This window comes from Marinobacter sp. BSs20148 (assembly GCF_000283275.1).
Classification (GTDB): domain Bacteria; phylum Pseudomonadota; class Gammaproteobacteria; order Pseudomonadales; family Oleiphilaceae; genus Marinobacter; species Marinobacter psychrophilus.
Window position 1 is genome coordinate 2,435,770 of sequence record NC_018268.1, and the last position, 25,499, is coordinate 2,461,268.

Sequence of the window (25,499 nt, forward strand, 5' to 3'; positions counted from 1 at the left end):
CCTAACCTGATTGGCTTAAATAACCAGACATCAGGCGAGCGTTTACGGATTATTTACGCTGATGCTGGTGTTTTAGCTGACGGATCCGGAAATCAACGGACTGGGGCAGCATGGTAGGGGACAGATTTGAAATCTGTCCCCGGTTTGTCTAGCCAGCTATATCTTCTATAATCGGCTGCTCACTTTTTCTATCAGGCCCGCTATGCGAACCACCGTTGATATCACCGTAGAAACCCCCGGCCTGGCCGTGGACATTCTGAGTGAGGCTTCTGGCCTGCCGAAGCAGCGCATCAAAGACGCCATGGCGAAAGGCGCCTGCTGGTGGACGTTGAAAGGTAAAATTGTGCGGCTGCGCAAAGCCAAGCGCGACGTGAAAGCGGGCACACGCATGCAGTTATACTATGACGAGGCGGTTCTGGCGCGCAAGGCATCAGAGGCTGAGCTGCTGGAAGACAAGAGCCGCTACAGCGTGTGGTTCAAACCCCACGGGCTATTGGCACAGGGCTCACAATGGGGTGATCACTGCAGTTTATTGCGCGTGGCTGAAGTGCAGTTAAACCGACCCTGCTTTTTGATTCACCGCCTGGATGCCGACGCCGCTGGTTTAATGCTGATTGCTCACGATTCAAAAGCGGCTGCAGCACTGTCACAGCTGTTTGCCGGGCGCACGATCATCAAACAGTATCTGGCAGACGTAACAGGCGTGTTGGATGTGAAGAAGCAGACGATTGACGGGGACATTGACGGTAAAGCCGCGATTAGCCATGTGAGTACTCTTTATATCAATGCCGGCTCCATCAATACTAAGGCCGAGGATACTGCGGCCAACACTTCCAGAGTGAATGTGCGCATTGAAACCGGGCGAAAACACCAGATTCGCCGCCATTTAGCGAGTATTGGCCACCCGATTGTGGCCGACAGGCTGTATGGCACAGCCGCTGGCGTACCCTTGCAACTGCTGGCGTATTATCTGCAATTCAACTGCCCGCTGGCGAAGTCAAAAATGACCTTGGAATTGCCGGAACGGTTGAAGCAGCTGGGCTTAGAAACCCTGCAAAAGTTCCCGGAAGGAAGCTCTTTACGAGAATCTGCTGACGCAAAACGTAGTTAAACCTGATAGAAATCCCGATACCACTGAACAAAGTGTTCAATACCCTGCTCTAGCTGGGTTTCGGGTTTGTAACCGACATCATTGATCAGGCCATCGACGTTGGCGTAGGTTGCGACTACGTCACCCGGCTGCATGGGCAGCAGATTTTTCTCGGCTTTTTTGCCGGTACACTGTTCGATGGTTTCAATGAACCGGGCCAATTCCACCGGATTGTTGCTGCCGATGTTGTAGATGCGATAAGGCCCGCGGCTGGTACTTGGGTCTGGCTGAGCGCCGCTCCACTGGGGATTCGGTTGCGCGATTTGGTCCAGAGTGCGCACCACGCCTTCCACGATATCGTCGATATACGTGAAATCGCGTTTGTGATGACCGTGGTTGAATACGTCAATCGGCTCGCCGGCCAGAATTTTCTTGGTGAAGATGAACGGCGCCATATCGGGTCGACCCCAAGGACCGTACACGGTAAAAAAGCGCAGCCCGGTGGTGGGCAAGTTGTACAGATGGCTGTAGGTGTGGGCCATCAGCTCATTGGCTTTTTTCGAAGCAGCGTAAAGGCTAAGCGGGTGGTCTACGTTGTCGTGCACCGAGAACGGCATGGCTTCGTTGGCGCCATAAACCGAGCTACTGGACGCATACACCAGATGCTGCACATCGTTGCGGCGGCAGCCCTCCAGAATATTCATAAAGCCCACCAGGTTGGCGTCTACATAGGCATGGGGGTTTTCGATGGAATAGCGCACCCCAGCCTGGGCCGCCAGATGAACTACACGCTCAGGTTTGTGCTCTTCAAATAGTGCAGCCATTAGGTCGCGGTCGGCGATATTCTGGCGCACTTCGGTAAAGTCGGCTTTGCCCGTTAGTCTTGCCAAGCGGGCTTCTTTCAGGTTCACATCGTAGTAGTCATTCAGGTTATCAACACCGATGACTTCGTCGCCACGATCCAGCAGGCGTTGCGCAAGATGGAAACCAATAAAACCGGCACTACCGGTGACCAGAATTTTCAACAGACTTTCTCCTTAAAACATTACGCCAGCGCTAATAAACGGGCCATCAATTTTTACATCGAAGCGGTCGTCACCGTCTTCGTAGTCCACCGCCATTTGGCGATAGCCGGCGCGCAACTGCAGTAATGACAACTGATACTGGCCGTACACGTTGAAATCGTGCAGGGAGTCACCGCTGTAGGCAATGGCATTGCCTTCAATGCCAACACTGGCACCGCTGAACGGCAGATCAAAACGCGCTGCCAGATAGCCCATGGGCACAACCACATCGGCTGTCGCCCGGCTACTCTGGCCGTTACCTTGCACCAGCAACTCGCCAGAGAAATCCCGCGCGGTCAGGCCCAGGTCCAGATTAACCCAGTTATCCAATACTTCGTAATACAGGGTGATGTCCAGCTGTTCCAGTTCCAGATCAGAACGTACGTCTGAGCCGGCGCTAATACCATCGAAGTCACCGCTCAACCGGCCGCGGGCAGTCTGGTCAATATTGACATAAGCCACGCGCACATTGGGCAGCAGAGGGACCGGGTGTTCCAGATACAAGCTCAGCTGATTGCTGCTTTCACCGTCCAGGTTGAGCTCGTCTTTGACGTCCACCGAGCCACCATTGGCTGCAACGTCACCAGACAGTTCCGAATCCCAGTAACCTATCTGAGCCCCAAGCCCGAACACGTCTGCTTGTGCCGCAGGCGCTGCTAGAACGGCTGATCCGACCAAAATCGTGAATAATCTGCGCATAGTTGATGTTCCGTATTTTTGAACTCGTATCAGTCAAACGACATACCCAAACGGCGGCCTACTTCTTCGTAGGTTTCAATCACGTTACCAAGGCCTTGGCGAAAACGGTCTTTGTCCATTTTATTGCGGGTTTCGGCATCCCATATGCGGCAGCCATCGGGGCTGAACTCGTCGCCCAGCACAATCTGGCCATGGCTACGGCCAAATTCCAGTTTGTAGTCCACCAATAGCATGCCGGCGTCTGCAAACAGGGTTTTAAGCACGTCGTTTACTTTATAGGTCAGCGTCTTCATCTGTGCCAGTTCGTCAGCCTTGGCCCAGCCCAGGGTGATCGCCAGTGATTCGTTGACCATGGGATCGTGCAATGCGTCGTTTTTCAGGAACAGCTCGAAGGTGGGCGGGTTCAGCTCCAGGCCTTCTTCTACGCCAATACGGCGGCACAGGCTGCCGGCGGAGATGTTGCGAATCACACACTCGACCGGAATCATGTCGAGCTTTTTTACCAGGCATTCAGTGTTTGAAAGCAAGCCCTCGAAGTGGGTAGGAATGCCCGCAGCTTCCAGCTTTTCCATGATGAAGGCGTTGAACTTGTTGTTCACCATGCCTTTACGATTCAGCTGCTCTACTCTCTCGCCGTCAAAGGCCGAGGTGTCATCGCGGAATACCAGTACAAAACGCTCAGGATCGTCAGTGGTGTGCACCGATTTGGCCTTGCCAGCGTAGAGTTCTTCGCGCTTTTCCATGGAATTCTCCAAAAACAGGCCGGCCCAAGCCAGCCCGGTTATCATCAATAAAGCCCGCGGTTACTGAAAAAGCCTGCGGCTGTTAATAACGCTCATGGCCGCTAATAAAGATAGTCAAACAGGCGATTTAGAAGCGCGGAAGGTGTTTGTTCACCGCTGTCATTAACGGCGTTTTCCGCACTGACCTGCACCGTCTGCTCGCCGCGGGTAACGTTCACCGTATGGGTGTGGCGCGGAACTTCGTTATCGCTAAACCAGCTGAACCAGCCCGACTCGCGCTCGTCGGCGCTGCGATAGTCTACCTGCAACCAGCCTGCACTGCGGTTCAGGTCTATGACGGTCATATCGGATTCTTTAAGTGCGCGGCTGACTTCCGCCCAGGCGCGACCGTAATCGAGCTGCATTTCGATGGCACTGGCTTGCTCGTTTTCGGATATCAGTTTTACCAAGGGTTTGCTGGTCATACCCGAAGCCGCACGCGAGAAGGATTTGTTCTCTTCCCCGGCTTTTAAAAACTCGCCCATATCGGCCAGAACCCGTTTTTGCAGTTCCAGGTCAGTGGAGTCTGGAGCAAGGGTGGCATCCCAGCTCAGCAAAGCCTCGGGCTGATCAGCTACCACTATATTGCGCACCTGAATTTCCGTGGATTTACGGCGAACACCGGGTGCAATGCGTACCTGCAGTAGTACTTTGGGTTCGCTTGCGCTGGCTTCACCCTCAAGCTGCACCAGTTCACGAGCGCGAAGACTGAAGTTCACCAATTCGCTCTGCTGCAAGCCAAGCTGCGGGCTGTCGAACGCAACGCCCAGGCGTCGGTCAGACATATACGCGGTGACTGCGGGCCACAAGCGACCTGGAACGTCGTTCACCAACAGCCATGCGCGGCCGTCTAGCGTTTCTACCGCATAATTCTGATCCAGAATTTCAGAGGTCATGTCCGGCGGCGTTGGAATGCCGTCCGGGTAAAATTTGCCCGCGTTGGCCAGGTTAATATCACGCACCGGCATAATCTGGCGGAAACGGGATTCGTCGGCACTTGCGGGCAGCTCAATGGTTTCACCCTCAGGCGCACTGACGTAATCCGCGGAACGGTCCGACAACACACCGCAGCCTCCCAAGCCCGCCAACAGTGCAAAGCCTGCGGCGGTGGCCAAGGGTTTACAGGCTTGGATGTTCAGGGTTTGGGATTTGAAGGCTTCGGTTTTGAAAGTCAGCGCCTTACAGGCCACCGTCTTGAAAGACGCGGTGCACCTTGAATAACGGGTTCTGGAGAGAACCTGCATGGACTTACTCCGGTATTGGAACGGGTTCAGCACGTTCAGAGTACGCCTGAGGCTTTCAGGGCATCTTCCACTTCGCCATGGAATGGTTCGCTGAGTACAGTCAATGGCAAGCGCAAGCCGTCACCGATCATACCCATGCGCTGCAACGCCCATTTTACCGGAATCGGATTGGCTTCCAGGAACAGTTTGCGGTTCAGGGGCATCAGCAGTTCGTTCAGACGTTCAGCTTCTTCACGATTGCCCGCAACAGCAGCCGTACACAACTCGGCCATGGCCCGGGGAGCAACGTTGGCCGTTACCGATACGTTGCCTTTGGCGCCGGCCAGCATCAGTTCCATGGCGGTTGCGTCGTCACCCGAATAAACGTCTAAACGACCTTCTACCGCTTGAATTAACTCAGCGCCGCGGGGAATATTGCCGGTGGCATCTTTAATGGCGATGATGTTGGGAATATCGGCCAGGCGAACCACGGCTTCGTTCAGCATGTCGCAGGCGGTGCGGCCAGGGACGTTGTAAAGCATTTGCTTCATCATCGGGACGGCTTCGGCGATGGTGCGGAAATGCTGGTACAGGCCTTCTTGGGTTGGCTTATTGTAATAAGGCACCACTAACAGGCAGGCATCTGCTCCCAGCTTGTGGGCCGCAGACGTAAGCGCAATGGCTTCGCGGGTACTGTTGCCACCGGTTCCGGCAATCACCGGAATGCGACCATTCACCCGTTTGATGATGTGGCCGATGGTTTTACAGTGCTCTTCCGGGTCCAGAGTCGCAGACTCGCCGGTTGTGCCCACGGCAACGATGCCATGGGTGCCATTTTCAATGTGAAAGTCCACCAGTTTGTCCAGGTGCTCCCAATGAATGTCTCCATTTGGGTGCATAGGTGTGACCAGTGCGACAAGGCTACCCGTAATCATAAAAGCTCCGTCCGAATGAAACCGTTATGGTAATGTTGGCTACGAACTGACACAAGGGAATTAAAGGAGATGTCATGCCATCCGTAGAACTGAACAAAACCATACCTGACTTTGAAGCGGCTGCTACTGGCGACCAGACGGTTCGCCTGGCCAATTTACGCGGCCGCAATGTGGTGATCTATTTTTACCCGAAAGACGACACACCCGGCTGTACTACCGAGAGCCAGGACTTCCGCGACAACATGCAAGCCTTCACCGAACATGACACCGAGATTTTCGGCGTGTCCCGCGATGGCCTGAAATCCCACGACAATTTCCGTGGCAAGTTCGAACTGCCTTTTCACCTAATTTCCGACAAAGACGAAAAGCTCTGTGCTTTGTTCGACGTCATCAAGCTGAAAAAACTCTACGGCAAAGAATACATGGGTATTGACCGCAGCACCTTTCTGATCGACGCCAAAGGCGTACTACGCCAGGAATGGCGGGGCGTAAAAGTGCCAGGCCATGTTGATGAGGTGCTTACTGCAGTCAAAGCACTGTAGTCGTTATCTGCCTTTAGCGATTGGCCGGTGCCGGAGGTAACTCTCGCACCGGCCAGGCAGCCACCACTGCTTTCAACATTGTGGCCAGCGGGATAGCAAAAAACACGCCCCAGAGCCCCCAGATCCCGCCGAAAAACAGAACCGCGACAATGATGGCCACCGGGTGCAGGTTGTTTACTTCAGAAAACAGCACCGGCACCAACACGTTGCCGTCCAGAGCCTGAATGACACCGTATGCCACCATTAGCCAGATAAACTGGCTACCCCAGCCAAAGGCAAACAAGCCAATAATAGCCACTGGCACTGTAACAACGGCGGCGCCAATATAAGGAATAACCACGCTCAGACCCACCAGCAAAGACAGCAAAGCAGCGTAAGGCATACCCAAAATCTTGAAGGTTACATAGGTTGTGGTTCCAACAATCAAAATTTCCAAGGCTTTGCCGCGCACGTAGTTAGCGCACTGGAGATTCACTTCGTGCCAGATTTTGCGCATGGTTGCACGCTGCGGTGGCAACATGCGAGCAATAGAACCCAATAGAACATCGCGGTCTTTCAGGAAGAAAAATACCAGTATGGGCACCAGAACAGCGTATATCAGCAGTGCGAACAGGTCCGGAATGCTGGACAGTGATGCTGTCACCAACCACTGAGTAGCCTGCGCGACTTCGGTCGACACCTGCTGGTACATAGTCGCTACGGCATCCAGCGACACCAACTGCGGGTAGCGCTCGGGCAAGAGTTCCAGATAGGACTGTAATTCACCAATAATGCGCGGTGTTTCCCGGGCCAGATTGGACAGCTGGGTCCACACCAGCGGCATCAGGCCGAAAATGGCGCCGGCCAAAATACCGAGAAACAGCAAGAACACAATCAGGATGGCCAACGGTTCCGGCACTTTCCAGGCCAACATCTTGGTCACCAGGCCCTGAAGAATAAAGGCGACAATCAGCGAAGCAATGGCCGGGGCCAGCATAGCGCCAAACCAGATGACGAACATGGTGCCGATAATCAGCATCAGTCCAAGGACGACGGCTTCTTCATCTGAAAAGTATTTGTGGGCGAATCCTCGTAATATTCTAACCATTATTGGCTCCGCCTTACTGAATCGCCACAGCGGATAACAAAACGGTACTGGCTGCCGTCAACGGCAGACTCCACCAGCTGATGGGCAGACAAGGCAATAAACGCCGGAATGTCTCTGGCTGATCCAGGATCTGTAGCAACCACTACCAGCTGTTCGCCGGGGGCCATGGTGTTCAGTTCGAGTTTGGTTTTTAGCAGAGGCATCGGACATTGCAGGCCCGATACATCCAGAGTTCGATCAGCCATGTTAAACGTTAACCCGTAACAGCGTTTGATTAATGAGCCGGCATTATGCCGCCAGTGTTATTGTATTGCATTACAATCATTGGTTATGTGACGCTCAGGATATTCCGACACAGGATAGACCCAGAACATGAACAGCCTGAATGGCCACCTTCGCTTCAATACCCTGCTTTGTGCGCTGCTGGCACTGACGTTAACCGCCATGAGTGTCAGTACAGGCGCTACGGCCCAAAATCAGGGTAGCACGCTGCCCACCATTGGCGGCACCGGTGGCGGCCTGATTGCGGGCCAGCAGGAAGCCGATATCGGCCGCCAGGTGCTGGTATCACTGCGGCGCTTTGCTCCACAGATTACTGACCCTTTGGTGTATGACTACCTGAGCGCCATTCTTTACCGCCTGGTGCCAGCGGCGCCGCTACAGAACCGTGACCTGACGCTGGCGCTGATTGACGACCCTGCCATCAATGCTTTTGCGGTGCCCGGCGGCATTGTGGGGGTAAACGGCGGTCTGTTTCTGTTTGCCCGCACCGAACAGCAGTTTGCATCGGTGCTGGCCCACGAGCTAGCCCACCTTAGCCAACGCCATTTTGCCCGCCGCCTGGAACAGCAGCAAACCAGCACCCCACTGACCATCGCCGGCCTGATTGCCGGTATTGTACTAACCGCCGTTACCCAGTCTGACATTGGTATTGCCGCCATTGTCGGTACTCAGGCCCTGGCGATTCAGAACATGCTGGAATACAGCCGCGCCAATGAGCAGGAAGCGGACCGGGTCGGGCTGGACATTCTTGCCAATGCTGGGCTAGACCCGCGGGGAATGCCGGAAATGTTTGAAATTATGACGCGGCAAAACCGCTTGCAAGGCAACCGCGTGCCAGAGTACTTGTCTACCCATCCGCTAACCCAAAGCCGGGTTGCTGACACTCAGAACCGCGCAGAACAATACCCGTTAAAGCACATTGACGACAGCCCGGAATACCATCTGATACGGGCCCGCCTGCAGGTGCATTATGCGGTCTCTGCGGCAGCTGCTATTGACAGCTTCAGGGCGGCGCTCAACGAATCAAAAAATGCCGGCTCTAGCAACAGCCTCGGCAGCAACGCCAGCAATACGGCCATTCGCTATGGGCTGGCGGTGGCTTATATTAAAGATGGTCAATACCCTGAAGCCGAGACTCTGCTTAATCAGCTATTGCTGGCCAATCCAGGGCGCATTACTTTTCAGGTGACCCTGGCACGAAGCTTGATTGCCGCCAGGCGCCTGACCGAAGCTCGGGCGCTGCTGGTGCGGGCGTTGGCCCGCAACCCGGGCAACTACCCGATTACCCACACGCTGGCACAGCTGGAACTGGCCTCGGATAACGGCGCAGCGGCGGCGGAACTGCTGTCGCAGCTGGCTCGCAACAAACCGCAACAGGAACACTTGTGGTTTCAGCTGGCGGAAGCCGAAGGCATGGCGCGCAATATTGTGGGAGTGCACAGGGCAAGGGCGGAATACGATGCATTGATGGGCGACCTGGAATCGGCCCAGCGCCAATTACGCCAAGCCCAGGAAAAATTGACAGCCGGCTCGCCCATGCGCCAGATTGTCACCGAACGCCTGAGCGCCATTACGGCCGAGCTTAATGTTCGGCGTAATGGCTGATAGAGAGCACGCCCGCCACCGCAGCAAAAACCCGCAGGTAGCCTGAGGTCAAACCCTGTTAGGCGTTGCCGACGGCCTTCAAATTCATATTGGCGGTAAAATCCAGCATGCGCTGTAAAGGCCGCAGAGCGTCTTCACGCAGGGCTTCGTCTACCAGCACTTCCTGATTGCTGGTCTGGCCCTTTGGTGCTTCCAGCACGGCCAGCAAGTTTTCTAGCCCATTCATAGCCATCCACGGGCACTGGGCGCAGCTGCGACAGGTCGCACCGTTACCGGCGGTGGGCGCTTCAATCAAGATCTTGTTAGGCGCCAGCTGCTGCATTTTATAAAAAATGCCGTTGTCGGTCGCCACAATAAAGCGTTCATTCGGCAAGTTTTGTACGGCGTTGATCAGCTGTGAGGTAGACCCTACAACGTCGGCCAATTCCACTACCGCATCCGGTGATTCCGGGTGTACCAATACGGCGGCATCGGGGTAAAGCGCCTTCATATCTTCCAGGCCCCGGTGCTTGAACTCTTCGTGCACAATACAGGAGCCGTTCCACAGCAGCATATCGGCGCCGGTGGTTTTCTGCACCCAATGGCCCAGGTGTTTGTCGGGCGCCCACAGGATTTTTTCACCGCGGGCGTCCAGCAATTCGACAATGGCTTGGGCGCAGCTTGAGGTGACTACCCAATCGGCGCGGGCTTTAACCGCCGCCGAGGTGTTGGCGTAGACCACCACGGTGCGGTCTGGATGTTCATCGCAGAAAGCTGAGAACTCATCCACCGGGCAACCGACATCTAGCGAGCAGGTGGCCTCAAGGGTAGGCATTAAAACGGTTTTTTCCGGATTCAGGATTTTAGCGGTTTCGCCCATAAAACGAACGCCGGCCACCACTACGGTAGACGCGGGATGTTGATTGCCAAATCGGGCCATTTCCAGCGAATCGGCGACACAGCCACCGCTTTCTTCAGCCAAGCGCTGAATGTCTGGATCGGTGTAATAGTGCGCCACCAGAACAGCGTTTTTTTCCTTAAAGCAGCCTTGATGCGAGCTTCAAGCCGCGTTTTTTCTTCAGCGCTGAGGAGCTTGGGCTCCGCGGCGTGGGCCAGGTATTCCTGAACACGGATACGGTCTTCAGCTTTCGTCATGTACAGCTTCTCTCAATTGCTTTCTGGCAGTAACCTTCGGCAAACGAGTATATCATTTCAAACTCCGGTGTATCGCCTGGCAGCAGGGCAAAAAACGCGGAGAACAAGTAAAGACGCCGGGAGTGATGAGTCAGAGGTGAAAAAAGACAAAAAAAAGACAAAAAAAAGATCTGCTTTGCAGCAGATCTTGAATAATGGTGGGTCGTGATGGATTCGAACCATCGACCAATTGGTTAAAAGCCAACTGCTCTACCAACTGAGCTAACGACCCTAAATTGCTCACTGAATAACAAACAGCCTGTTGGTCGGCGTGCTTGCGCGTTGAAACTGCTTTAAACCACCGCAGCACTGCAACACTTCAGTGCTTACCGCCGAGAATCTCTATAACAGCAATCTGTGCTAACACACTGCGTTTGCAAGACCCTGACGGGTGTTTGGTGGGTCGTGATGGATTCGAACCATCGACCAATTGGTTAAAAGCCAACTGCTCTACCAACTGAGCTAACGACCCCGAGCGAGGCGCACATATTAATGATTTTTCAGGCGTGATCAACCCCTTGCGCCCGTTTTTTTCATTTTTTCCAAACACTGAGCTTCAATCGCCGCTGCTTTGGCCGTCAAGATAGCTCTGAGCCAGCTTCGCCGCGCTGCTGTCCGGGTAGTTTTTTACCACCGTTTGCATTCGCCGACCGGCCTCTTCCTTTTCGCCCAGCTGGTCTAGAGTAACCCCAAGTTTGTAAGTTGAATCTGGTGCTTTGCGGTGGTCGGCAAAGCGCGTGGCAACAATACTGAAGGCCTGCTTAGCCTGCTCTAGCTGGGGTTTTACCAAATAGACTTCACCGAGCCAGTAATAGGCGTTCACGGTTAGGTCACCTTCGGGATAAATATCTAGAAACTCATAAATTTGGGTGATCGCCTGATCGTATTTTTTCTGGTTACGAATCAGATCAACAATACCGTTGTAAGCTTTGCTTTCTTCAGCAGATGGCTGACGATAATCTTTCGCCTGCACGCTGGCAGGTGCGGGCGCAGGTGCGGCACTGACGGCCGCCTGAGCCTGCTGCTGCGCTGCAGTCAGCTTCAGAATACGCTGGTCAAGATCAATGTAGCGATCGCGGCCCTGTTGCTCCAAGCGGTCTAACAGATGGCGTTGCTCTTCCACCTCACCCTGCAAGCGTCGCACATCTCCCTGCAACTGCTGAAGCATGTAAAACAGTTCTGCACTCGCTTGATTATTGCCGGCCTGACGGCTGGCCTCAGACGTGTTGTTCTGAAATGCCGGTGTCGACGACTGTGCCAGCACCACTCCTGCCTGCGTTACCGCAAGCAGGAGGGTGGCAGCCGCCATGAGCTTTTTAGTCATGGGCGTACCTGTTGGATACTAAAAGTTCCTGTAGATGCTAACAGCAACGGTTAACGGAAAATCAGCTCTACCCGACGGTTCTGGGAACGGGCGCTGTCGCTCATGCCTTGCACCGCTGGCTTCTCTTCACCATAGCTGATGGTTTCGAGTTGGCCACGGGAAGCGCCATTTACAATCAAAAAGCGCTGCACTGCGTTAGCACGGCGCTCGCCCAGAGCCAGGTTGTATTCACTGGTGCCACGATCGTCCGCATGGCCTTCCAGGCGTACGTTCATTGACGGGTTGGCAGACAGATAACGCGCATGGGCAACCAGTACGTCACGAGATTCTGCACTGATTTCAGCGGTGTCAAAATCAAAGTAGAACACGGTAACGCCACGCAGTGCCATTTGTTGCGACTGCTGTTGTGCGGCCATACGCTCTTCATCGCTCAGCTGTTCCGACGATACGCCGTCACGAGTGCCATCGCTGTAAACAGTGGAGCCACCTTGCTGGTCTACTGCTGACACGTCTGAACCAAAACTGGCGTCTTCCATCTGGTCGCCCGTGGAGCTACAACCGGCAATGAGGCCGACCGAGAACAGCATGGCAATGGCTTTGGACTGAACTGAAAACTTCATGAGTATTTCCTTGTAGTCAATGGGTTAAAAATGAGTAGTCAATGGTTTGAAACATGGTCGTAAATTGATCAAAACTGCGTTCACTTCATAACTCACTGGCTGACCTTTTTGGGCCAGACAGTTACCGAGGCAGCGGACCCCACGCCGGCTCACGGACATCACCTTCGGTAGCGGGCAAGCTATAAGCTGCGCCGCCGTCCGCCGAGATAACCGTCAGCACGCTGGCACCACCCTGACGGGTAGCGTAGATCAGCATGCGTCCATTGGGGGAGACACTGGGTGATTCATCGGATTCGGTGCGGGTAAGCACGGTTTCTTCCCCGCTTTTAAGATTGGTGCGCGCAATGTGAAACCCGTTGCTACGCTGGTGCACGTAATACACAAACTCGCCTTTATGGTCTGGCCTTGGGCGCGCGTTGTAGCGACTACCGAAGGTCATCCGACGCGGCTCACCCTTGCCTTTCTGGCGGTAGATCTGCGGGCCACCAGAGCGGTCAGAGGTAAAGAAAATTTCATCGCCACCGGCACTGTAGGTGGCTTCGGTTTCAATGGCCCAGTGGTCGGTGAGTTTGGTCAGATCACGGCTGGCCAGATCCATCCGGTAGATGTCAGCATTACCGTCTTTGGACAAGGTCATCAATAGGGATTTGCCGTCGGGAGACCAGGCCGGGGCCGAGTTCAAACCACGAAAATCAGCTATTTTGGTACGTTTTCCGCTGGCCAGTTCATGTACATAAATCGCCGGCTTGCCGGTTTCAAACGAGACATACGCCAGGCGACTGCCATCCGGCGACCAGGCCGGCGACAGAATCGGTTCAGCGCTTTCAAGGCGAACCCGCGAACGTTTACCATCAATGTCGCTGACCTGCAGGCGATAACGAACCTTATCGCCAACATTTTCCCGAGTGATATACGCCAGTTGCGTCGAAAAAGCCCCCGGCTCGCCGGTAATGGCTTCATAAACTCGATCACTGACGTAGTGTGCCAAGGTTCGCAGATTGCCCAAAGGCGCACCCGCGCTCTCGCCCAAAATGCGTTCCTCGCGGTTCACATCAAACAGCTCATAGCGAGCTTCGAGACGATCACCCTGACGGGTCAACTGACCAACCAACACATAGCGCTGGCCCAACAGCCGCCAGTCACGGAAGTGCACCTCGGAGCGCTGCGACGGAAGGCTGAGCATTTTTTCCGCTGGCAGAGTGCGAAACTCGCTGCTCATGGTCAGGTCGGACTGCACAATGTCGGCCAAGGTATCGCCCGGCGGTATGGCGCCACTTTCGGCAAACGGCACGACGGCGATGGGCAGCGCCGAGTCGACGCCTTCGGTGATGCGGATCAGCAGCTCGGCGCGCAGCGGCAAGCTGGTTGCTAGCAAAAAAACCAGCGCCATTCCCGCGCGCACGGCGGTTCTACTCAAGGTCATCAAGGTTGTCAGGGTCGTTAACGACGTCATGTTCAGAGCCTGTGTCATATTGTTACTCGTATTCTAGCGCAACCGACTGGGGTTGAACTCGATGGTAAACTGGCGAAAATAGCTGTCAAACGTGTCTCGGTCTTTAGGCACAGGGTAGCGGTTCAGTGAACGCACCGCACTCAGGGCCGAGTTATCAAACGCAGTATTACCACTACCGCGCACCAGCGTTACGCTCACCAACTCGCCGGTTGGCAGTAGAGAAATCTGAAGTCGTGCTGTCGTCTCTTCGGTCGCTGACGACGGCGGATACCAGGCCCGGCTCAAGCTGTCGCGAATCAACGCCTGGTACTTTTCTGCATCGGTCAGCATTTGCGCTTCTCGCGCTCTGGCGGCGGCGGCCTGTTGTGATTTGCGCGCCTGGTCGGCTTCGGCGTCTGAAGCCTGTTGCGCCAATGCTTTTAAATTCTGCTCACGCAGTCTACGTTCCGCCTCTTGGCGTTTGCGCTCAGCTTCTACCCGTTCCTGCTCGGCCTGTTCCTGCGCTTGCTTTTCGCGCTTCTGACGTTCTGCTTCTGCCTTTTTACGCTGCTCTTCCAGCTGCTTTTGCTCGTCGGCTTTGCGCTTTACTTCCTGAAGCTCGCGCTCTGCCTGCTGTTCCGTTTTCTGCCTGGCCAGCTCTTTGGCTTCAGCGTTAGCTTCCAGCTTTGCGGCCTCTGCTGCCTGCGCTTTGTTTTCAGCCTGTGCACGGGCTTTTTCCTGCGCCTGTTCCTCGCGTTTCTGTTCCGCCTGCTGTTGCACACGGGCGTCCGCTTCCTGCTTTTCCTTTTGCTCTTCGGCCTTGCGTTGCTGTTCCGCCTCACGCTGTTTTTCAAGCAACTTGCGATCTTCTACCAAGCGCTGCTCGGCTTCATCAGGCTGGTCTACCTCGGTTACGGTCGGTGCCGGCCGTGGCTCAGGGCTGATCAGCCGGGCAGAAATGCTGCGCGGTGGTGGTTCGAAGTTAGAGCTGCTCCAGCTCCAGCCGCTTATGGCTACCACCAAAATCAATAGGTGCAAGCCAACGGAAAACGCCACGGGCGACTTCCAGGCAGGTGTTCCAGCATTATTCTGGTCGCGCTCCCGTCCGCTCACCGCAAACCCGCCTGCACTGCTGTCATGGTTTGTCCAGGGGCGCTTCAGTAATAAGCCCAATATTGGCCGCGCCAGCCATTTGCAGCGCCGACATCAAGCGTACCACCGTGCCATAACGTACTTGTTCATCGCCACGCACCAATACTTCGCTGTTGCTGCGCTGGGACAAAATTTTGGCGACTTCTGACTGCAGCTCTTCCAGCGCCATTGGGTCACTACCGCGATCACCCACTTCCACGTAATAGGCGCCGTTGCTGTCTACCGACACGATAATCGCTTCCACGTCTTTGTCGGCCTGGATCGGGTCGGAACTGGTTTGCGGCAAGTCCACTTTTACGCCTTGGGTCAGCATGGGCGCGGTTACCATGAAAATAACCAGCAGCACCAACATCACGTCGATGTAGGGCACCACGTTGATTTCAGACATTGGTTTGCGCCGGCTTTCCGGCATCATCCCCATACCTTTCATAAGGTTACACCCTTGCCTTCAGCGAATTGAAATTCACAGTGCAGCTCTGTCGCCGCTGTGAACACGGCGGTGCAATATGCTTGAAAACTCTTCAGCAAAGGTTTCGTAGTTTTTCAGCAATGCATCGGAGCGCGCAGCAAAACGGTTGTAGGCGATAACCGCAGGAATGGCGGCGAACAAGCCCATGGCGGTAGCAATCAAGGCCTCGGAAATACCGGGCGCCACGGTGGCAAGCGTTGCCTGCTGCACCTGTGCCAGCCCGCGAAAGGAGTTCATAATGCCCCAAACCGTGCCGAAAAGGCCCACGTAGGGACTGGTAGAACCGACCGTTGCCAGAAATGGCAAACTGGCTTCCAACCGTTCCTGCTCGCGGGCAAAGGCGACTCGCATGGCGCGCTGGGCGCCGTCCATTACCGCGTCTCCGTCATGACTTTGCTGGCGCAGGCGGGAGAACTCGCGGAAGCCAGCGCGAAAGATAGACTCCATGCCGGAAAACGGCGTGGGCTCGGCAGCTACCTCACGGTATAGCTGGCCCAGGTCCATTCCTGACCAAAACCGCTCTTCAAACGCCAGCCTTGACTGCTGAGCTTTACGAAATACCTGAACGCGTTGCAGGATCAGCGCCCAAGACGCTACCGACGCCAACAGTAATAACAACATCACCAACTGCACTAGCACACCGGCGTTGGAAATCAGATACCAGACCGAAATTTCAGATTCCACCTTCTACTCCCGGTTATTTTGATGATTCTTCAGAGAATTCACTGATTACTTCTTTAAAAACCTGCTCAACCCGCTTTCTAAATAACGACTCGGATGCATCGTGAAGCATTTCCAAAGCAGCCTTGCGCTCTGTGCGCTATGGGTTCTGCTGCACCTGCTGTTCCAGCAGGCTGATCATATTCGCCGGTAAACGCCGGGGCCGGCCGGTATCCATAGTGACGCAGGCGACCGTTACACTGGCCTCGCACAAAAGCTTCTGATCGCACTGGCGCACGACTTGTTCGCGAAACTTCATCCACACCCTACCAAAGGAAATTGGTACAGCGCGAACTTCCAGCAAGTCGTCAAGCTTTGCAGGCGCGCGGTAATACAGTTCCATACGCTGCACCACATAACTGACGTTGTCGGCCAGGCCGACACGCAGGCCGATGCCATGGCTGCGAAGCCACTCGGTACGGGCACGCTCCATGTAGTTCAGATAGTTGGCGTGAAAAACAATGCCGCCGGCGTCAGTGTCTTCAATGTAAACCCGTATCGGTAAAACAAAACTGTTACTGATAAGTTCAGTCATCAGCGGCCGCTCCGGCTTGGCGCGTTGCATCTTCGCCCTGCATTTCTTTACCGATTTCGCCCCTTACTTCGCCCTTTACTTCACCCCGTACTACGCCGAAATGCTCGTAAGCGTGGTTGGTGACCATGCGCCCGCGAGGGGTGCGTAGCATAAAACCCTGCTGAATCAAAAACGGTTCCAGCACGTCTTCAATCGTGCCGCGCTCTTCGCTGATGGCAGCGGCCAGGCTTTCGACGCCCACCGGGCCACCGTCAAACTTTTCAATCATAGCCAGTAACAGACGCCGGTCCATGTGATCAAATCCCTGATCGTCCACTTTCAGCATGTTCAGCGCCAAGTCGGCGATGTCGGCGGTAATACGGCCATCTGCCCGCACTTCGGCGTAGTCCCGAACCCTGCGCAACAAGCGGTTGGCGATACGCGGTGTGCCGCGGGAACGGCGCGCCATTTCAAACGCACCGGCTTCGTCAATATGCACCGACGACAGCCGCGCCGAACGCAGAATAATACGGGTCAGGTCGGCGTTGTTGTAAAACTCCAGACGCTGCACGATGCCAAAACGATCCCGCAAGGGCGACGTCAGCAGGCCTGCTCGGGTGGTGGCGCCTATTAAGGTAAATGGCGGCAAATCGAGCTTGATCGAGCGCGCTGCCGGGCCTTCACCAATCATAATGTCGAGCTGATAGTCTTCCATCGCCGGATACAGAATTTCTTCAACCGCTGCGCTCAAACGATGAATTTCATCGATAAACAGCACGTCGCCGGCTTCAAGGTTGGTCAGCATGGCCGCCAGATCACCGGCTTTTTCCAATACCGGACCAGAAGTGGTTTTAATCGCCACGCCCATTTCATTGGCAATAATATTGGCCAGAGTGGTTTTACCCAGCCCGGGCGGACCAAATATCAGTACGTGATCCAGCGCTTCCTGACGGTTGCGGGCTGCAGAGATAAAAATATCCATCTGCTCGCGTACCGACGGCTGACCTACGTAGTCCGCCAGCAATGTGGGGCGAATAGCGCGGTCCTGAACGTCTTCGTAGTCGGCGGTTTTAGCCGAAATCAGGCGATCAGATTCGATCATTGTGTAAGCGGCTCTTTTGTCAGGACTGTTTGAAAGCGTGGCAATTGTACAAAGGTTGTGCAGGCTGTCACGTTACGCTGACGCAAGGTTCGGCGCCAGTGCCCTGTACATTAAAGCCGTGTCATACCGTTGGTATCATGTTACGCAGCGCCATGCGAATCAGCTGTTCGTTGGTCATGCCCACTTCGGCAATACGGCTGATGGCCTTGGCGGCTTCCTGAGGCTTGTAACCCAGTGCTATCAGGGCCGCTTCGGCTTCTTCGCGGGGGTCGTTCGCCGCCGACATACCGTCAGCGGGCAGCGTTACACCAGAAGCGGACGTGGCCGTCAGTTCAAATTGCCCTTCCAGCTGACCTATCCTGTCTGTCATCTCGATCAGCAGGCGTTCGGCGGTTTTTTTGCCCACACCGGGCAGTTTTACCAGGGCGCTGGTATCTCGTGCCTGCACGCTGCGAATAAACTGGTCGACGCTCAACCCGGACAGAATGCCTACCGCCATTCTGGGACCCACACCATTCACTTTTATCAGCAGGCGAAACAGGTCGCGATCCAGCCTGGAGGAAAAACCGAACAGGCTTTGAGCGTCTTCGCGAACAACAAAATGAGTGTGTAGTGTGAGTTCCTGCCCCGGATCGGGCAAGTTAAGGAAAGTAGAAAGGGGGATATCAATCTCATAACCCAGCCCCTGGCATTCAACAATCGCCTGGGCCGGTTTTTTTTCTAGCAAAATGCCGCGGATACGACCAATCACATCAAGGCTCCTGGCACGGGTGCCGGTTAGGTGTCGGTTATTGCTGCCGCATTCGCCCGCTGCGGGCCTTGCCGCCCTGCCCGGCTACGCGCAACAGGCTCTGATTCATGTGAGCGTGGCAAAGCGCTATGGCGAGGGCATCGGCAGCATCCTCTTGAGGCTTGCGCGAGAGGCTCAAAAGCACCTGCACCATATGCTGCACCTGAGCTTTTTCGGCGCCGCCTGACCCCACCACCGCCTGTTTTACCTGGCGTGCCGAGTATTCGTGCACTTCCAGACCGCTAGTGGCTGCGGCTACGATAGCCGCACCGCGGGCCTGCCCCAGTTTCAGGGCAGAATCCGGGTTGCGAGCCATAAACACCTGCTCTATGGCAAATTCCTCGGGGCGAAATTCCGCAATCAGCGTGACGAGACTTTGAAAAATCACTCGTAGCCGCTCCGCCATGGGCTTTTCACCCACACGGATGCAGCCACTGTCGATATATTCAGTGTGCCTGCCCTCGACACGGACAATACCATAGCCGGTAATGCGCGAGCCGGGGTCAACGCCGAGGATTATGGGCACGGATCAGGCGTTACCGTCGACGTTGCTGTTGTCGACGATACGGTCAGTGTCCGCAATATTGCCCTCGACAGCCTTAGCCGATTTACGCAGGCGAATGTGCAGCTCACGCAGCTGTTTTTCGTCCACCGCACCCGGCGCTTGTGTCATCAGGCAGGTGGCGCTCTGGGTTTTCGGGAACGCAATTACATCGCGAATGGAACTGGAACCGGTCATCAGCATCACCAAGCGGTCCAGGCCAAAGGCCAAGCCACCGTGGGGCGGGCAACCAAACTTCAGTGCGTCCAGCAGGAAGCCAAATTTGGCGCGCGACTCTTCTTCGGTAATACCCAGAATGCGGAACACTTCCTGCTGCATCTGCTGATTGTGAATACGGATGGAACCGCCGCCTAATTCGGTGCCGTTCAAAACCATGTCATAAGCGCGGGACAGCGCGGTGGCCGGGTTGGCCGCCAGATCTTCCAGCGAACACGAGGGCGCGGTGAACGGGTGGTGAATAGCGGTCAGGCCGCCATCAGGCAATTCTTCGAACATGGGAAAATCCACCACCCACATCGGCGCCCATTGACACGTCAGCAGATTCAGATCGTGGCCGACTTTGATCCGCAGCGCACCCAGGGCTTCATTCACCACATTGGTTTTATCGGCACCAAAGAACACGATATCGCCGTCTTGGCCGCCAACGCGTTCAATAATCGACAGCGCAACGTCCGCCCCCAGGAACTTAACGATAGGCGATTGCAGCCCTTCAGCGCCCTTGGCCAGCTCGTTGATTTTGATATACGCCAGGCCGCGGGCACCGTAAATGCCGACGTACTTGGTGTATCCGTCAATCTGCTTGCGGCTGAGTGAGCCACCGTTGGGCACGCGCAGTGCAGCAACACGGCCTTTGTCATCGTTGGCAGGGCCAGCGAACACTTTAAAGTCTACGTTGGCAACCAGGTCGTCTACGCTTTGCAGTTCCAGCGGGATACGCAGATCCGGCTTGTCGCTGCCATAGCGGTTCATAGCTTCGAAATACGGCATGCGCGGGAAGTCTGGCAGCTCTACTTGCATGACGTCTTTGAACAGGGCGCGAATCATGCCCTCGTTCAGATTCATCAGGTCTTCTTCGTTCACAAACGACGCTTCGACGTCTATCTGTGTGAATTCCGGCTGGCGATCAGCACGCAGGTCTTCATCGCGGAAGCATTTGGCGATCTGGTAGTAGCGGTCGATACCGGACACCATCAGCATCTGTTTGAACAACTGCGGCGACTGCGGCAGCGCGAAAAAAGAGCCTTCGTGGGTGCGGCTGGGCACCAGATAGTCACGGGCGCCTTCCGGAGTCGCACGGGTCAGGATGGGGGTTTCCACGTCCATAAAGCCGTTGCTGTCTAAATAATTGCGGATGTAGCTGGTAACCCGCGAGCGGAAGCGCAGGCGATTCAGCATTTCCGGACGGCGAAGGTCTATAAAACGGTAGCGCAGGCGTACGTCTTCACCCACATCAACGTGTTCGTCCAGCGGAAACGGCGGCGTGGCGGCAGCGTTAAGAATAATCACTTCTTTGCCCAACAGTTCAACCTGGCCGGTGGCCATGTTGCTGTTTTCGGTACCAGCGGGACGACGACGCACACGGCCGGTAATTTTCACCACGTATTCGCTGCGGACTTTTTCCGCCCGGGCAAAGCTTTCGGGAACGTCTGGGTCTACCACTACCTGTGAAAGTCCGTCCCGATCGCGCAGATCCAGGAAGATAACCCCACCGTGGTCACGGCGGCGATGTACCCATCCGCAGAGTGTAACTTCCTGATCGATGTGAGATTCGTTGATCTCACCGCAATAATGACTGCGCATACCGGTTCCCGTTATATGTGGTGTCTGATGTTTAAATTTGGCTGTTTAGAATTGTGCTTGGCGTTGGCCCGGCAAAGTCGGGCAAGCAGCCGTGCGCGCGAGCTGTCAAGTTGGTTTTGGCACGCAAAATGAGGCGCGAACGATACTGCAAAAGTAGGACATTATAAACAGAATGGTGGTGAAAATCAGGCCCGTTTGAAGGCCAACGTTATTGTCGACTTACAGTTAAGTGACGCAGCCTCGGTAGCTGGCTAGAATATGCAGTTCGAATCCTACCTGGAGTCACTATTTTGTCGTCCCGCGCTGAGCAGAAAAGCCGTACCCGCCGCGCCCTGATGGATGCTGCCTTGGCTCAGTTAAGCGCAGACCGCAGTTTTGGCAGTCTTAGCCTGCGTGAAGTGACGCGCCAAGCCGGGCTTGCACCTACATCGTTCTACCGCCATTTCACAGATCTGGACGAACTGGGCATGACTCTGGTGGACGAAGGCGGCGTGGCATTGCGCCAGCTGATGCGCCAGGCCCGCCGGCGCATCGTTCGCAACGGCGATGATGGCAGCGCTATCGCGACCTCTATTGATACCTTTATGGAATATTTGCAGGGCAACGCCAATCTGTTCCGCTTGATGCTACGGGAACGCACCGGGCTGTCGGAGCATTTTCGGACGGCGATTAAAGCCGAGATTGATCATGTGGTAACGGAACTCGCGGTGGACTTGCGCCGCTTTGCCGCCGCAGAAGGCCGCCGTCTTGCAGAGCCAAAATTGGTGGCCGAGGCTATGGTGGCGCTGGTTTTCAGCCAGGGAGCGGAAGCGCTGGATGCCAGTACAGAAATTCAGGAACAGCTGAAAGTTAAACTGAAGGTTGAGCTGAGAATGGTATTGTTAGGCGCCCAAGAGATGGGCGCCAGAGGCTAAAGCGGCCTCTGAACAGCCTGCCAACCTGTCCTACAACTCCGTACAACTTTAGCTCTGTACGATTTTAGCTCTGTACAACGTTAGCTTTGCAGCTTGGCTACGACTGGTGCCAGCTGTTCGCGTACGCGGGCAAGCCCTGCGTCATCGTAGGCCACTGGCGCTTGCTTACCCCACACTGGCGCGGGCCAGGCCGGATCGCCCTCGAAGCGCACGATATGATGCAGATGGAGCTGCGGCACCATATTGCCCAGCGCCGCTACATTCATTTTGTCGCCGGCAAACAACACCATCATGCCGCGGCTGAGTTCAGACGATTCCCATAACAAGCGCTGCTGATCGGCTTCATCAAGCTGGTAGATCTCGCCAATGCCGGCCCGCATTGGCACCAGAATCACCCATGGCCAGGTGCTATCGTTCATTAAACGAAGCTCGCACAAACGGCTACGCCCTAAGCTTAACGTGTCAGCCGCCAGGCGTTCGTGAAGATTAAAGCCGTTGATGCTTGCCATGTTGCTTCCTGTTATTCGCTGTGGAACTGGTTGCGGCCGCGGCCGATGGCGTAATACAACAGGCCGTGGCGTTCCAACATTTCCGGCTCGTAGAGGTTGCGGCCGTCAAATACAACGGGATGTTTGATGTTTTCGGCAATGGCCTTGAAATCTGGCGAGCGGAATTCTTTCCATTCGGTACAGATCGCCAGCACGTCGGCACCTTTAATGGCCTGTTCTTTGGTGCCGCACAGGGTCAGGCGTGCTTCGTCGCCATAGATACGCTGGGTTTCTTCCATGGCTTCCGGGTCAAACGCCTGCACGGTAGCGCCGGCTTTCCACAGGTCTTCCATCAGGGTGCGGGCCGAAGCTTCGCGCATGTCGTCGGTGTTGGGCTTGAACGCCAGGCCCCACAGGCCCACAACCTTGCCCTTCAGATCGCCACGGAAATAGTGGCTAATTTTATCAAACAGCACGTGCTTCTGGGCGTAGTTGACGGATTCGACTGCGTTCAGAAGCTTGGCCTCGTAACCGATGCTTTCAGCGGTGCGGGCCAGAGCCTGCACGTCTTTGGGGAAGCAGGAACCGCCGTAACCGCAGCCGGGGTAAATAAAGTGGTAACCAATACGTGGGTCTGAACCAATACCGCGGCGCACCGCTTCAATGTCGGCGCCCAGGCGCTCGGCCAGGTTGGCAATTTCGTTCATAAAGCTGATCTTGGTCGCCAGCAGCGCGTTGGCGGCGTACTTGGTCAGCTCGGCGGAGCGGATGTCCATGTATACCATGCGATCGTGATTGCGGTTAAACGGGGAATACACTTCCCGCAGCATGTCTGCGGCACGGTCACTGTCGCAGCCGATGATAATGCGGTCCGGCTTCATGAAATCGTTAATGGCCGCGCCTTCTTTGAGGAATTCCGGATTCGACACCACATCGAATTCCAACTCCAGGCCGCGGCTATCCAGCTGCCCACGCACTGCCGCTTTAACCTTATCGGCGGTGCCGACAGGTACGGTAGATTTATCAACCACTACCGTGTAGCCGTCCATGTACTGGCCGATGGAGCGAGCGACCGCGGTGACATATTGCAAATCTGCCGAGCCATCTTCGTCTGGGGGCGTACCCACGGCAATAAACTGCAAGCTGCTGTGTCTTACTGCTTTTTCAGCGTCGGTCGTAAAGCACAAGCGCCCGGCTTCGACCGTGTGCCGCACAATGTTTTCCAGGCCAGGCTCGTAGATGGGAATCTGACCGTTTTCCAGCTTTGCGATCTTGGCCTGATCCACATCCATGCACAGCACGTTATGACCTACATCTGCCAGGCATGCGCCCGTTACCAACCCTACGTAACCGGTGCCAAAAATCGTTATATTCATAAATCGTTTCCTGCCGTTCTCAGCAAATTAAGGGTAACTGTGGATTTTTACCAACCCGGTCCTATTGCTCGCGCTTGCGCGTTTGCCAGAGGCCTTCCCACGCCAGCGCGGTGCCCACAATGGTATCCAGATTGTCGTGATCCGGCTGCCAGCCAAGGGTGTGTTTGATCAGCTGGTTATCCGCCATCAGCGCCGCGGGGTCGCCCGCACGGCGGCCACTGCGCTGAACCGGGAAGTCGACTCCGGAGAGGCGTTTGACCACGCTGATGACTTCATCAACAGTGAATCCGCGTCCGTAGCCGCAGTTCATCACCTGTGACTGACCACCACGGGCCATGTAATCCAGCGCCATGACGTGGGCCTTGGCCAGGTCTTCCACATGAATATAATCGCGCACGCAGGTGCCATCGCGGGTGTCGTAGTCGGTGCCGAATACACTCATGCCTTCGCGCTGGCCGGTCGCGCATTCGCAGGCGACTTTAATCAGGTGGGTCGCTTCCGGCGTGGCCTGGCCCAGAAGGCCCTCGGGGTTGGCACCGGCAACGTTGAAGTAACGCAAAATCACGTAGTTCAGTGCCGATGCCGCGGCCAGATCCATAATCATCCGCTCGCTCATCATTTTAGAGGCGCCGTACGGATTGATGGGTACTAACGGCAGGTCTTCGGTGAGCACGGTCTGCTCTGGTGTGCCGTAAACGGCAGCGGTGGACGAAAACACCATATAAGGCGTTTTATGGCGTTCAACCGCCTGCAATAAATTCAGGGTGTTGCGTGTATTATTGGCGTAGTACTTCAAGGGATTGCTGACCGATTCCGGCACCACAATGTTGGCCGCAAAGTGCAGTACGGCTTCAAACTGATGCTGGCTGAATACGGCGTCAATGGCCTCTGCGTCTGCTAGGTCGCCCACCACCAGTTCGCCGGCGGTAACGGCCCAGCGATAGCCGGTGGAAAGATTGTCGAACACCACAATGTCGTGGCCGGCAGCAGCCAGCTGGCGCACAACGTGGCTGCCAATGTAGCCGGCACCGCCGGTAACGAGAACTTTCATGTCCATTTACTCCGTTTTGGCTAATTGGCGCCTGAGTTCACGCCGATGGCTAAAAAAGTCACTGATAATACGACTGCAAGGCTCTGCCAATAAGCCGCCACGGGTTTCAACACGCCAGTTAAGGTGAGGCTCATCAAAAGTACGCCGGGCCGATTCCACTGCGCCGGCTTTGGGTTCGGTAGCACCGTACACCACTCGGCTGATGCGGCTGTGAACAATCGCGCCCACACACATGGTGCAGGGTTCCAGTGTAACGTAAAGCGTAGCGCCGCTTAAACGGTAATTGTTCAGGTAAGTCGCGGCCTGGCGCAAGGCGCAGATTTCGGCGTGGGCGGTAGGGTCACAGCTGCTGATTGGCTTGTTAAAACCCGCGCCCACTTCCTGGCCGTCAATCACCACTACGGCCCCCACCGGCACCTCGCCCAGAGCGGCTGCCTGTGCCGCCAGCGCCAGAGCTCGGTTCATCCAGTATTCATCGTTCGCGGACGATGGAATCACGGGTTCAATCACATTTCCTCCTGTGCCCGGCGCTACGCCAGCATCGCAAACCAACCGGTACCACCCAGAACGTGACCCATGAGTGCCGAGGCGACATGATAGCCTAAATTCTGCCATTTACGCGGCCACAGCCCCCTAGATATAATGCCGCCAGAAATTGGGCGGGAGTCCTGTATCAATATTGGACGATCATCAACAGATAGGA

At 55.5% G+C, this 25,499-nt stretch carries 26 protein-coding genes, 2 tRNA genes and 1 pseudogene; 4 read left to right on the top strand and 25 right to left on the bottom strand.

The window, feature by feature from the left end; translation table 11 throughout:
* Positions 1-202 precede the first annotated feature (202 nt).
* Positions 203-1,111, top strand: coding sequence for an RluA family pseudouridine synthase (locus MRBBS_RS10990; protein ID WP_014871588.1), 909 nt, complete (start codon positions 203-205; stop codon positions 1,109-1,111).
* On the opposite strand, the gene MRBBS_RS10995 is transcribed toward MRBBS_RS10990, so the two are convergent.
* The 5 genes from MRBBS_RS10995 to dapA form a co-directional block, all read right to left on the bottom strand.
* Positions 1,108-2,115, bottom strand: coding sequence for an NAD-dependent epimerase (locus MRBBS_RS10995; protein WP_014871589.1), 1,008 nt, complete (start codon positions 2,113-2,115; stop codon positions 1,108-1,110). The genes MRBBS_RS10990 and MRBBS_RS10995 overlap by 4 nt on opposite strands.
* Before the next feature lie 12 nt (positions 2,116-2,127).
* Entirely contained in the window at positions 2,128-2,853 is a 726-nt protein-coding gene (locus MRBBS_RS11000) for a TIGR04219 family outer membrane beta-barrel protein (RefSeq protein WP_014871590.1), read from the bottom strand.
* Between the two features lie 29 nt (positions 2,854-2,882).
* Positions 2,883-3,596: a phosphoribosylaminoimidazolesuccinocarboxamide synthase gene (purC, locus tag MRBBS_RS11005; RefSeq protein WP_041635602.1), complete on the bottom strand. Its 714-nt coding sequence runs from the start codon at positions 3,594-3,596 to the stop codon at positions 2,883-2,885.
* 101 nt (positions 3,597-3,697) lie between these two features.
* Positions 3,698-4,879, bottom strand: a complete 1,182-nt coding sequence (bamC, locus tag MRBBS_RS11010) for an outer membrane protein assembly factor BamC (RefSeq protein ID WP_014871592.1) — start codon at positions 4,877-4,879, stop codon at positions 3,698-3,700.
* A 35-nt stretch (positions 4,880-4,914) separates the two neighbouring features.
* The gene (dapA, locus tag MRBBS_RS11015) at positions 4,915-5,793 is read right to left on the bottom strand and encodes a 4-hydroxy-tetrahydrodipicolinate synthase (RefSeq protein ID WP_014871593.1); all 879 of its coding nucleotides are present in this window, start codon (positions 5,791-5,793) and stop codon (positions 4,915-4,917) included.
* A gap of 74 nt (positions 5,794-5,867) precedes the next feature.
* Here dapA and MRBBS_RS11020 point away from each other — a divergent pair, with 74 nt between their 5' ends.
* Positions 5,868-6,335, top strand: coding sequence for a peroxiredoxin (locus MRBBS_RS11020; protein ID WP_014871594.1), 468 nt, complete (start codon positions 5,868-5,870; stop codon positions 6,333-6,335).
* A gap of 13 nt (positions 6,336-6,348) precedes the next feature.
* Here MRBBS_RS11020 and MRBBS_RS11025 read toward each other — a convergent pair whose 3' ends face one another.
* Positions 6,349-7,422, bottom strand: coding sequence for an AI-2E family transporter (locus tag MRBBS_RS11025; protein WP_014871595.1), 1,074 nt, complete (start codon positions 7,420-7,422; stop codon positions 6,349-6,351).
* Positions 7,422-7,667 carry a sulfurtransferase TusA family protein gene (locus tag MRBBS_RS11030; protein ID WP_014871596.1) on the bottom strand — a complete coding sequence of 82 codons (246 nt, stop codon included), beginning with the start codon at positions 7,665-7,667 and terminating at the stop codon, positions 7,422-7,424. The genes MRBBS_RS11025 and MRBBS_RS11030 overlap by 1 nt, the downstream gene beginning before the upstream one ends.
* A 127-nt stretch (positions 7,668-7,794) precedes the next feature.
* Between MRBBS_RS11030 and MRBBS_RS11035 the strand changes: the two genes are divergently transcribed.
* Positions 7,795-9,309 (top strand): M48 family metalloprotease, encoded by a 1,515-nt coding sequence (locus MRBBS_RS11035; protein WP_014871597.1) that lies wholly within the window; start codon positions 7,795-7,797, stop codon positions 9,307-9,309.
* Positions 9,310-9,367: 58 nt separating this feature from the next.
* Here the strand turns inward: MRBBS_RS11035 and nadA are convergent.
* The 14 genes and pseudogenes from nadA to aspS form a co-directional block, all read right to left on the bottom strand.
* Positions 9,368-10,443 (bottom strand): annotated as a pseudogene (gene nadA, locus MRBBS_RS11040) (quinolinate synthase NadA).
* A gap of 195 nt (positions 10,444-10,638) precedes the next feature.
* Positions 10,639-10,714 (bottom strand) — tRNA-Lys (locus MRBBS_RS11045).
* 164 nt (positions 10,715-10,878) lie between these two features.
* Positions 10,879-10,954, bottom strand: a tRNA-Lys gene (locus MRBBS_RS11050).
* A gap of 84 nt (positions 10,955-11,038) precedes the next feature.
* Positions 11,039-11,806 (bottom strand): tol-pal system protein YbgF, encoded by a 768-nt coding sequence (gene ybgF / locus MRBBS_RS11055; RefSeq protein WP_041635258.1) that lies wholly within the window; start codon positions 11,804-11,806, stop codon positions 11,039-11,041.
* Between the two features lie 50 nt (positions 11,807-11,856).
* Positions 11,857-12,426, bottom strand: a complete 570-nt coding sequence (gene pal / locus MRBBS_RS11060) for a peptidoglycan-associated lipoprotein Pal (RefSeq protein WP_014871601.1) — start codon at positions 12,424-12,426, stop codon at positions 11,857-11,859.
* 121 nt (positions 12,427-12,547) lie between these two features.
* Positions 12,548-13,879, bottom strand: a complete 1,332-nt coding sequence (tolB, locus tag MRBBS_RS11065; protein WP_014871602.1) for a Tol-Pal system beta propeller repeat protein TolB — start codon at positions 13,877-13,879, stop codon at positions 12,548-12,550.
* A gap of 33 nt (positions 13,880-13,912) precedes the next feature.
* A complete protein-coding gene (gene tolA / locus MRBBS_RS11070) occupies positions 13,913-14,914 on the bottom strand; it encodes a cell envelope integrity protein TolA (RefSeq protein WP_014871603.1) in 1,002 nt (333 codons plus the stop codon).
* A gap of 79 nt (positions 14,915-14,993) precedes the next feature.
* Entirely contained in the window at positions 14,994-15,440 is a 447-nt protein-coding gene (gene tolR, locus MRBBS_RS11075; RefSeq protein WP_041635260.1) for a protein TolR, read from the bottom strand.
* A gap of 33 nt (positions 15,441-15,473) precedes the next feature.
* Complete coding sequence (gene tolQ, locus MRBBS_RS11080; protein ID WP_014871605.1) at positions 15,474-16,163, bottom strand: protein TolQ; 690 nt, start codon at positions 16,161-16,163, stop codon at positions 15,474-15,476.
* Between the two features lie 136 nt (positions 16,164-16,299).
* Entirely contained in the window at positions 16,300-16,734 is a 435-nt protein-coding gene (ybgC, locus tag MRBBS_RS11085; protein ID WP_014871606.1) for a tol-pal system-associated acyl-CoA thioesterase, read from the bottom strand.
* Complete coding sequence (ruvB, locus tag MRBBS_RS11090) at positions 16,727-17,815, bottom strand: Holliday junction branch migration DNA helicase RuvB (protein ID WP_014871607.1); 1,089 nt, start codon at positions 17,813-17,815, stop codon at positions 16,727-16,729. Before ruvB ends, ybgC begins: the two co-directional genes overlap by 8 nt.
* 121 nt (positions 17,816-17,936) lie before the next feature.
* Entirely contained in the window at positions 17,937-18,566 is a 630-nt protein-coding gene (gene ruvA, locus MRBBS_RS11095) for a Holliday junction branch migration protein RuvA (RefSeq protein WP_014871608.1), read from the bottom strand.
* A gap of 37 nt (positions 18,567-18,603) precedes the next feature.
* Positions 18,604-19,131, bottom strand: coding sequence for a crossover junction endodeoxyribonuclease RuvC (gene ruvC, locus MRBBS_RS11100; RefSeq protein WP_041635261.1), 528 nt, complete (start codon positions 19,129-19,131; stop codon positions 18,604-18,606).
* A gap of 3 nt (positions 19,132-19,134) precedes the next feature.
* On the bottom strand, positions 19,135-20,967 hold the full coding sequence (gene aspS, locus MRBBS_RS11105) for an aspartate--tRNA ligase (protein ID WP_014871610.1): 1,833 nt from the start codon (positions 20,965-20,967) through the stop codon (positions 19,135-19,137).
* Positions 20,968-21,257: 290 nt separating this feature from the next.
* Between aspS and fabR the strand changes: the two genes are divergently transcribed.
* Positions 21,258-21,881, top strand: coding sequence for an HTH-type transcriptional repressor FabR (gene fabR / locus MRBBS_RS11110; protein WP_014871611.1), 624 nt, complete (start codon positions 21,258-21,260; stop codon positions 21,879-21,881).
* A gap of 80 nt (positions 21,882-21,961) precedes the next feature.
* Here fabR and MRBBS_RS11115 read toward each other — a convergent pair whose 3' ends face one another.
* The 4 genes from MRBBS_RS11115 to tadA all read right to left on the bottom strand — a co-directional run bounded on the left by MRBBS_RS11115 (position 21,962) and on the right by tadA (position 25,306).
* Complete coding sequence (locus MRBBS_RS11115; protein ID WP_014871612.1) at positions 21,962-22,390, bottom strand: HIT domain-containing protein; 429 nt, start codon at positions 22,388-22,390, stop codon at positions 21,962-21,964.
* A gap of 11 nt (positions 22,391-22,401) precedes the next feature.
* The gene (locus MRBBS_RS11120; RefSeq protein ID WP_014871613.1) at positions 22,402-23,745 is read right to left on the bottom strand and encodes a UDP-glucose dehydrogenase family protein; all 1,344 of its coding nucleotides are present in this window, start codon (positions 23,743-23,745) and stop codon (positions 22,402-22,404) included.
* Between the two features lie 61 nt (positions 23,746-23,806).
* Positions 23,807-24,796 (bottom strand): UDP-glucose 4-epimerase GalE, encoded by a 990-nt coding sequence (gene galE, locus MRBBS_RS11125; RefSeq protein WP_014871614.1) that lies wholly within the window; start codon positions 24,794-24,796, stop codon positions 23,807-23,809.
* A gap of 6 nt (positions 24,797-24,802) precedes the next feature.
* On the bottom strand, positions 24,803-25,306 hold the full coding sequence (tadA, locus tag MRBBS_RS11130) for a tRNA adenosine(34) deaminase TadA (protein WP_014871615.1): 504 nt from the start codon (positions 25,304-25,306) through the stop codon (positions 24,803-24,805).
* Positions 25,307-25,499: the final 193 nt, after the last annotated feature.

Bases quoted from the DNA above. Each gene is read 5' to 3' on its own strand.
- pal (WP_014871601.1), bottom strand. From the start codon at position 12,426: ATGAAGTTTTCAGTTCAGTCCAAAGCCATTGCCATGCTGTTCTCGGTC.
- MRBBS_RS11035 (WP_014871597.1), top strand. From the start codon at position 7,795: ATGAACAGCCTGAATGGCCACCTTCGCTTCAATACCCTGCTTTGTGCG.
- aspS (WP_014871610.1), bottom strand. From the start codon at position 20,967: ATGCGCAGTCATTATTGCGGTGAGATCAACGAATCTCACATCGATCAG.
- ybgF (WP_041635258.1), bottom strand. From the start codon at position 11,806: ATGACTAAAAAGCTCATGGCGGCTGCCACCCTCCTGCTTGCGGTAACG.
- dapA (WP_014871593.1), bottom strand. From the start codon at position 5,793: ATGATTACGGGTAGCCTTGTCGCACTGGTCACACCTATGCACCCAAAT.
- tolR (WP_041635260.1), bottom strand. From the start codon at position 15,440: ATGAAAGGTATGGGGATGATGCCGGAAAGCCGGCGCAAACCAATGTCT.
- MRBBS_RS10990 (WP_014871588.1), top strand. From the start codon at position 203: ATGCGAACCACCGTTGATATCACCGTAGAAACCCCCGGCCTGGCCGTG.
- ybgC (WP_014871606.1), bottom strand. From the start codon at position 16,734: ATGACTGAACTTATCAGTAACAGTTTTGTTTTACCGATACGGGTTTAC.
- ruvB (WP_014871607.1), bottom strand. From the start codon at position 17,815: ATGATCGAATCTGATCGCCTGATTTCGGCTAAAACCGCCGACTACGAA.
- MRBBS_RS11025 (WP_014871595.1), bottom strand. From the start codon at position 7,422: ATGGTTAGAATATTACGAGGATTCGCCCACAAATACTTTTCAGATGAA.
- MRBBS_RS11020 (WP_014871594.1), top strand. From the start codon at position 5,868: ATGCCATCCGTAGAACTGAACAAAACCATACCTGACTTTGAAGCGGCT.
- MRBBS_RS11030 (WP_014871596.1), bottom strand. From the start codon at position 7,667: ATGGCTGATCGAACTCTGGATGTATCGGGCCTGCAATGTCCGATGCCT.
- bamC (WP_014871592.1), bottom strand. From the start codon at position 4,879: ATGCAGGTTCTCTCCAGAACCCGTTATTCAAGGTGCACCGCGTCTTTC.
- MRBBS_RS11115 (WP_014871612.1), bottom strand. From the start codon at position 22,390: ATGGCAAGCATCAACGGCTTTAATCTTCACGAACGCCTGGCGGCTGAC.
- MRBBS_RS11120 (WP_014871613.1), bottom strand. From the start codon at position 23,745: ATGAATATAACGATTTTTGGCACCGGTTACGTAGGGTTGGTAACGGGC.
- purC (WP_041635602.1), bottom strand. From the start codon at position 3,596: ATGGAAAAGCGCGAAGAACTCTACGCTGGCAAGGCCAAATCGGTGCAC.
- tolB (WP_014871602.1), bottom strand. From the start codon at position 13,879: ATGACGTCGTTAACGACCCTGACAACCTTGATGACCTTGAGTAGAACC.
- galE (WP_014871614.1), bottom strand. From the start codon at position 24,796: ATGAAAGTTCTCGTTACCGGCGGTGCCGGCTACATTGGCAGCCACGTT.
- MRBBS_RS11000 (WP_014871590.1), bottom strand. From the start codon at position 2,853: ATGCGCAGATTATTCACGATTTTGGTCGGATCAGCCGTTCTAGCAGCG.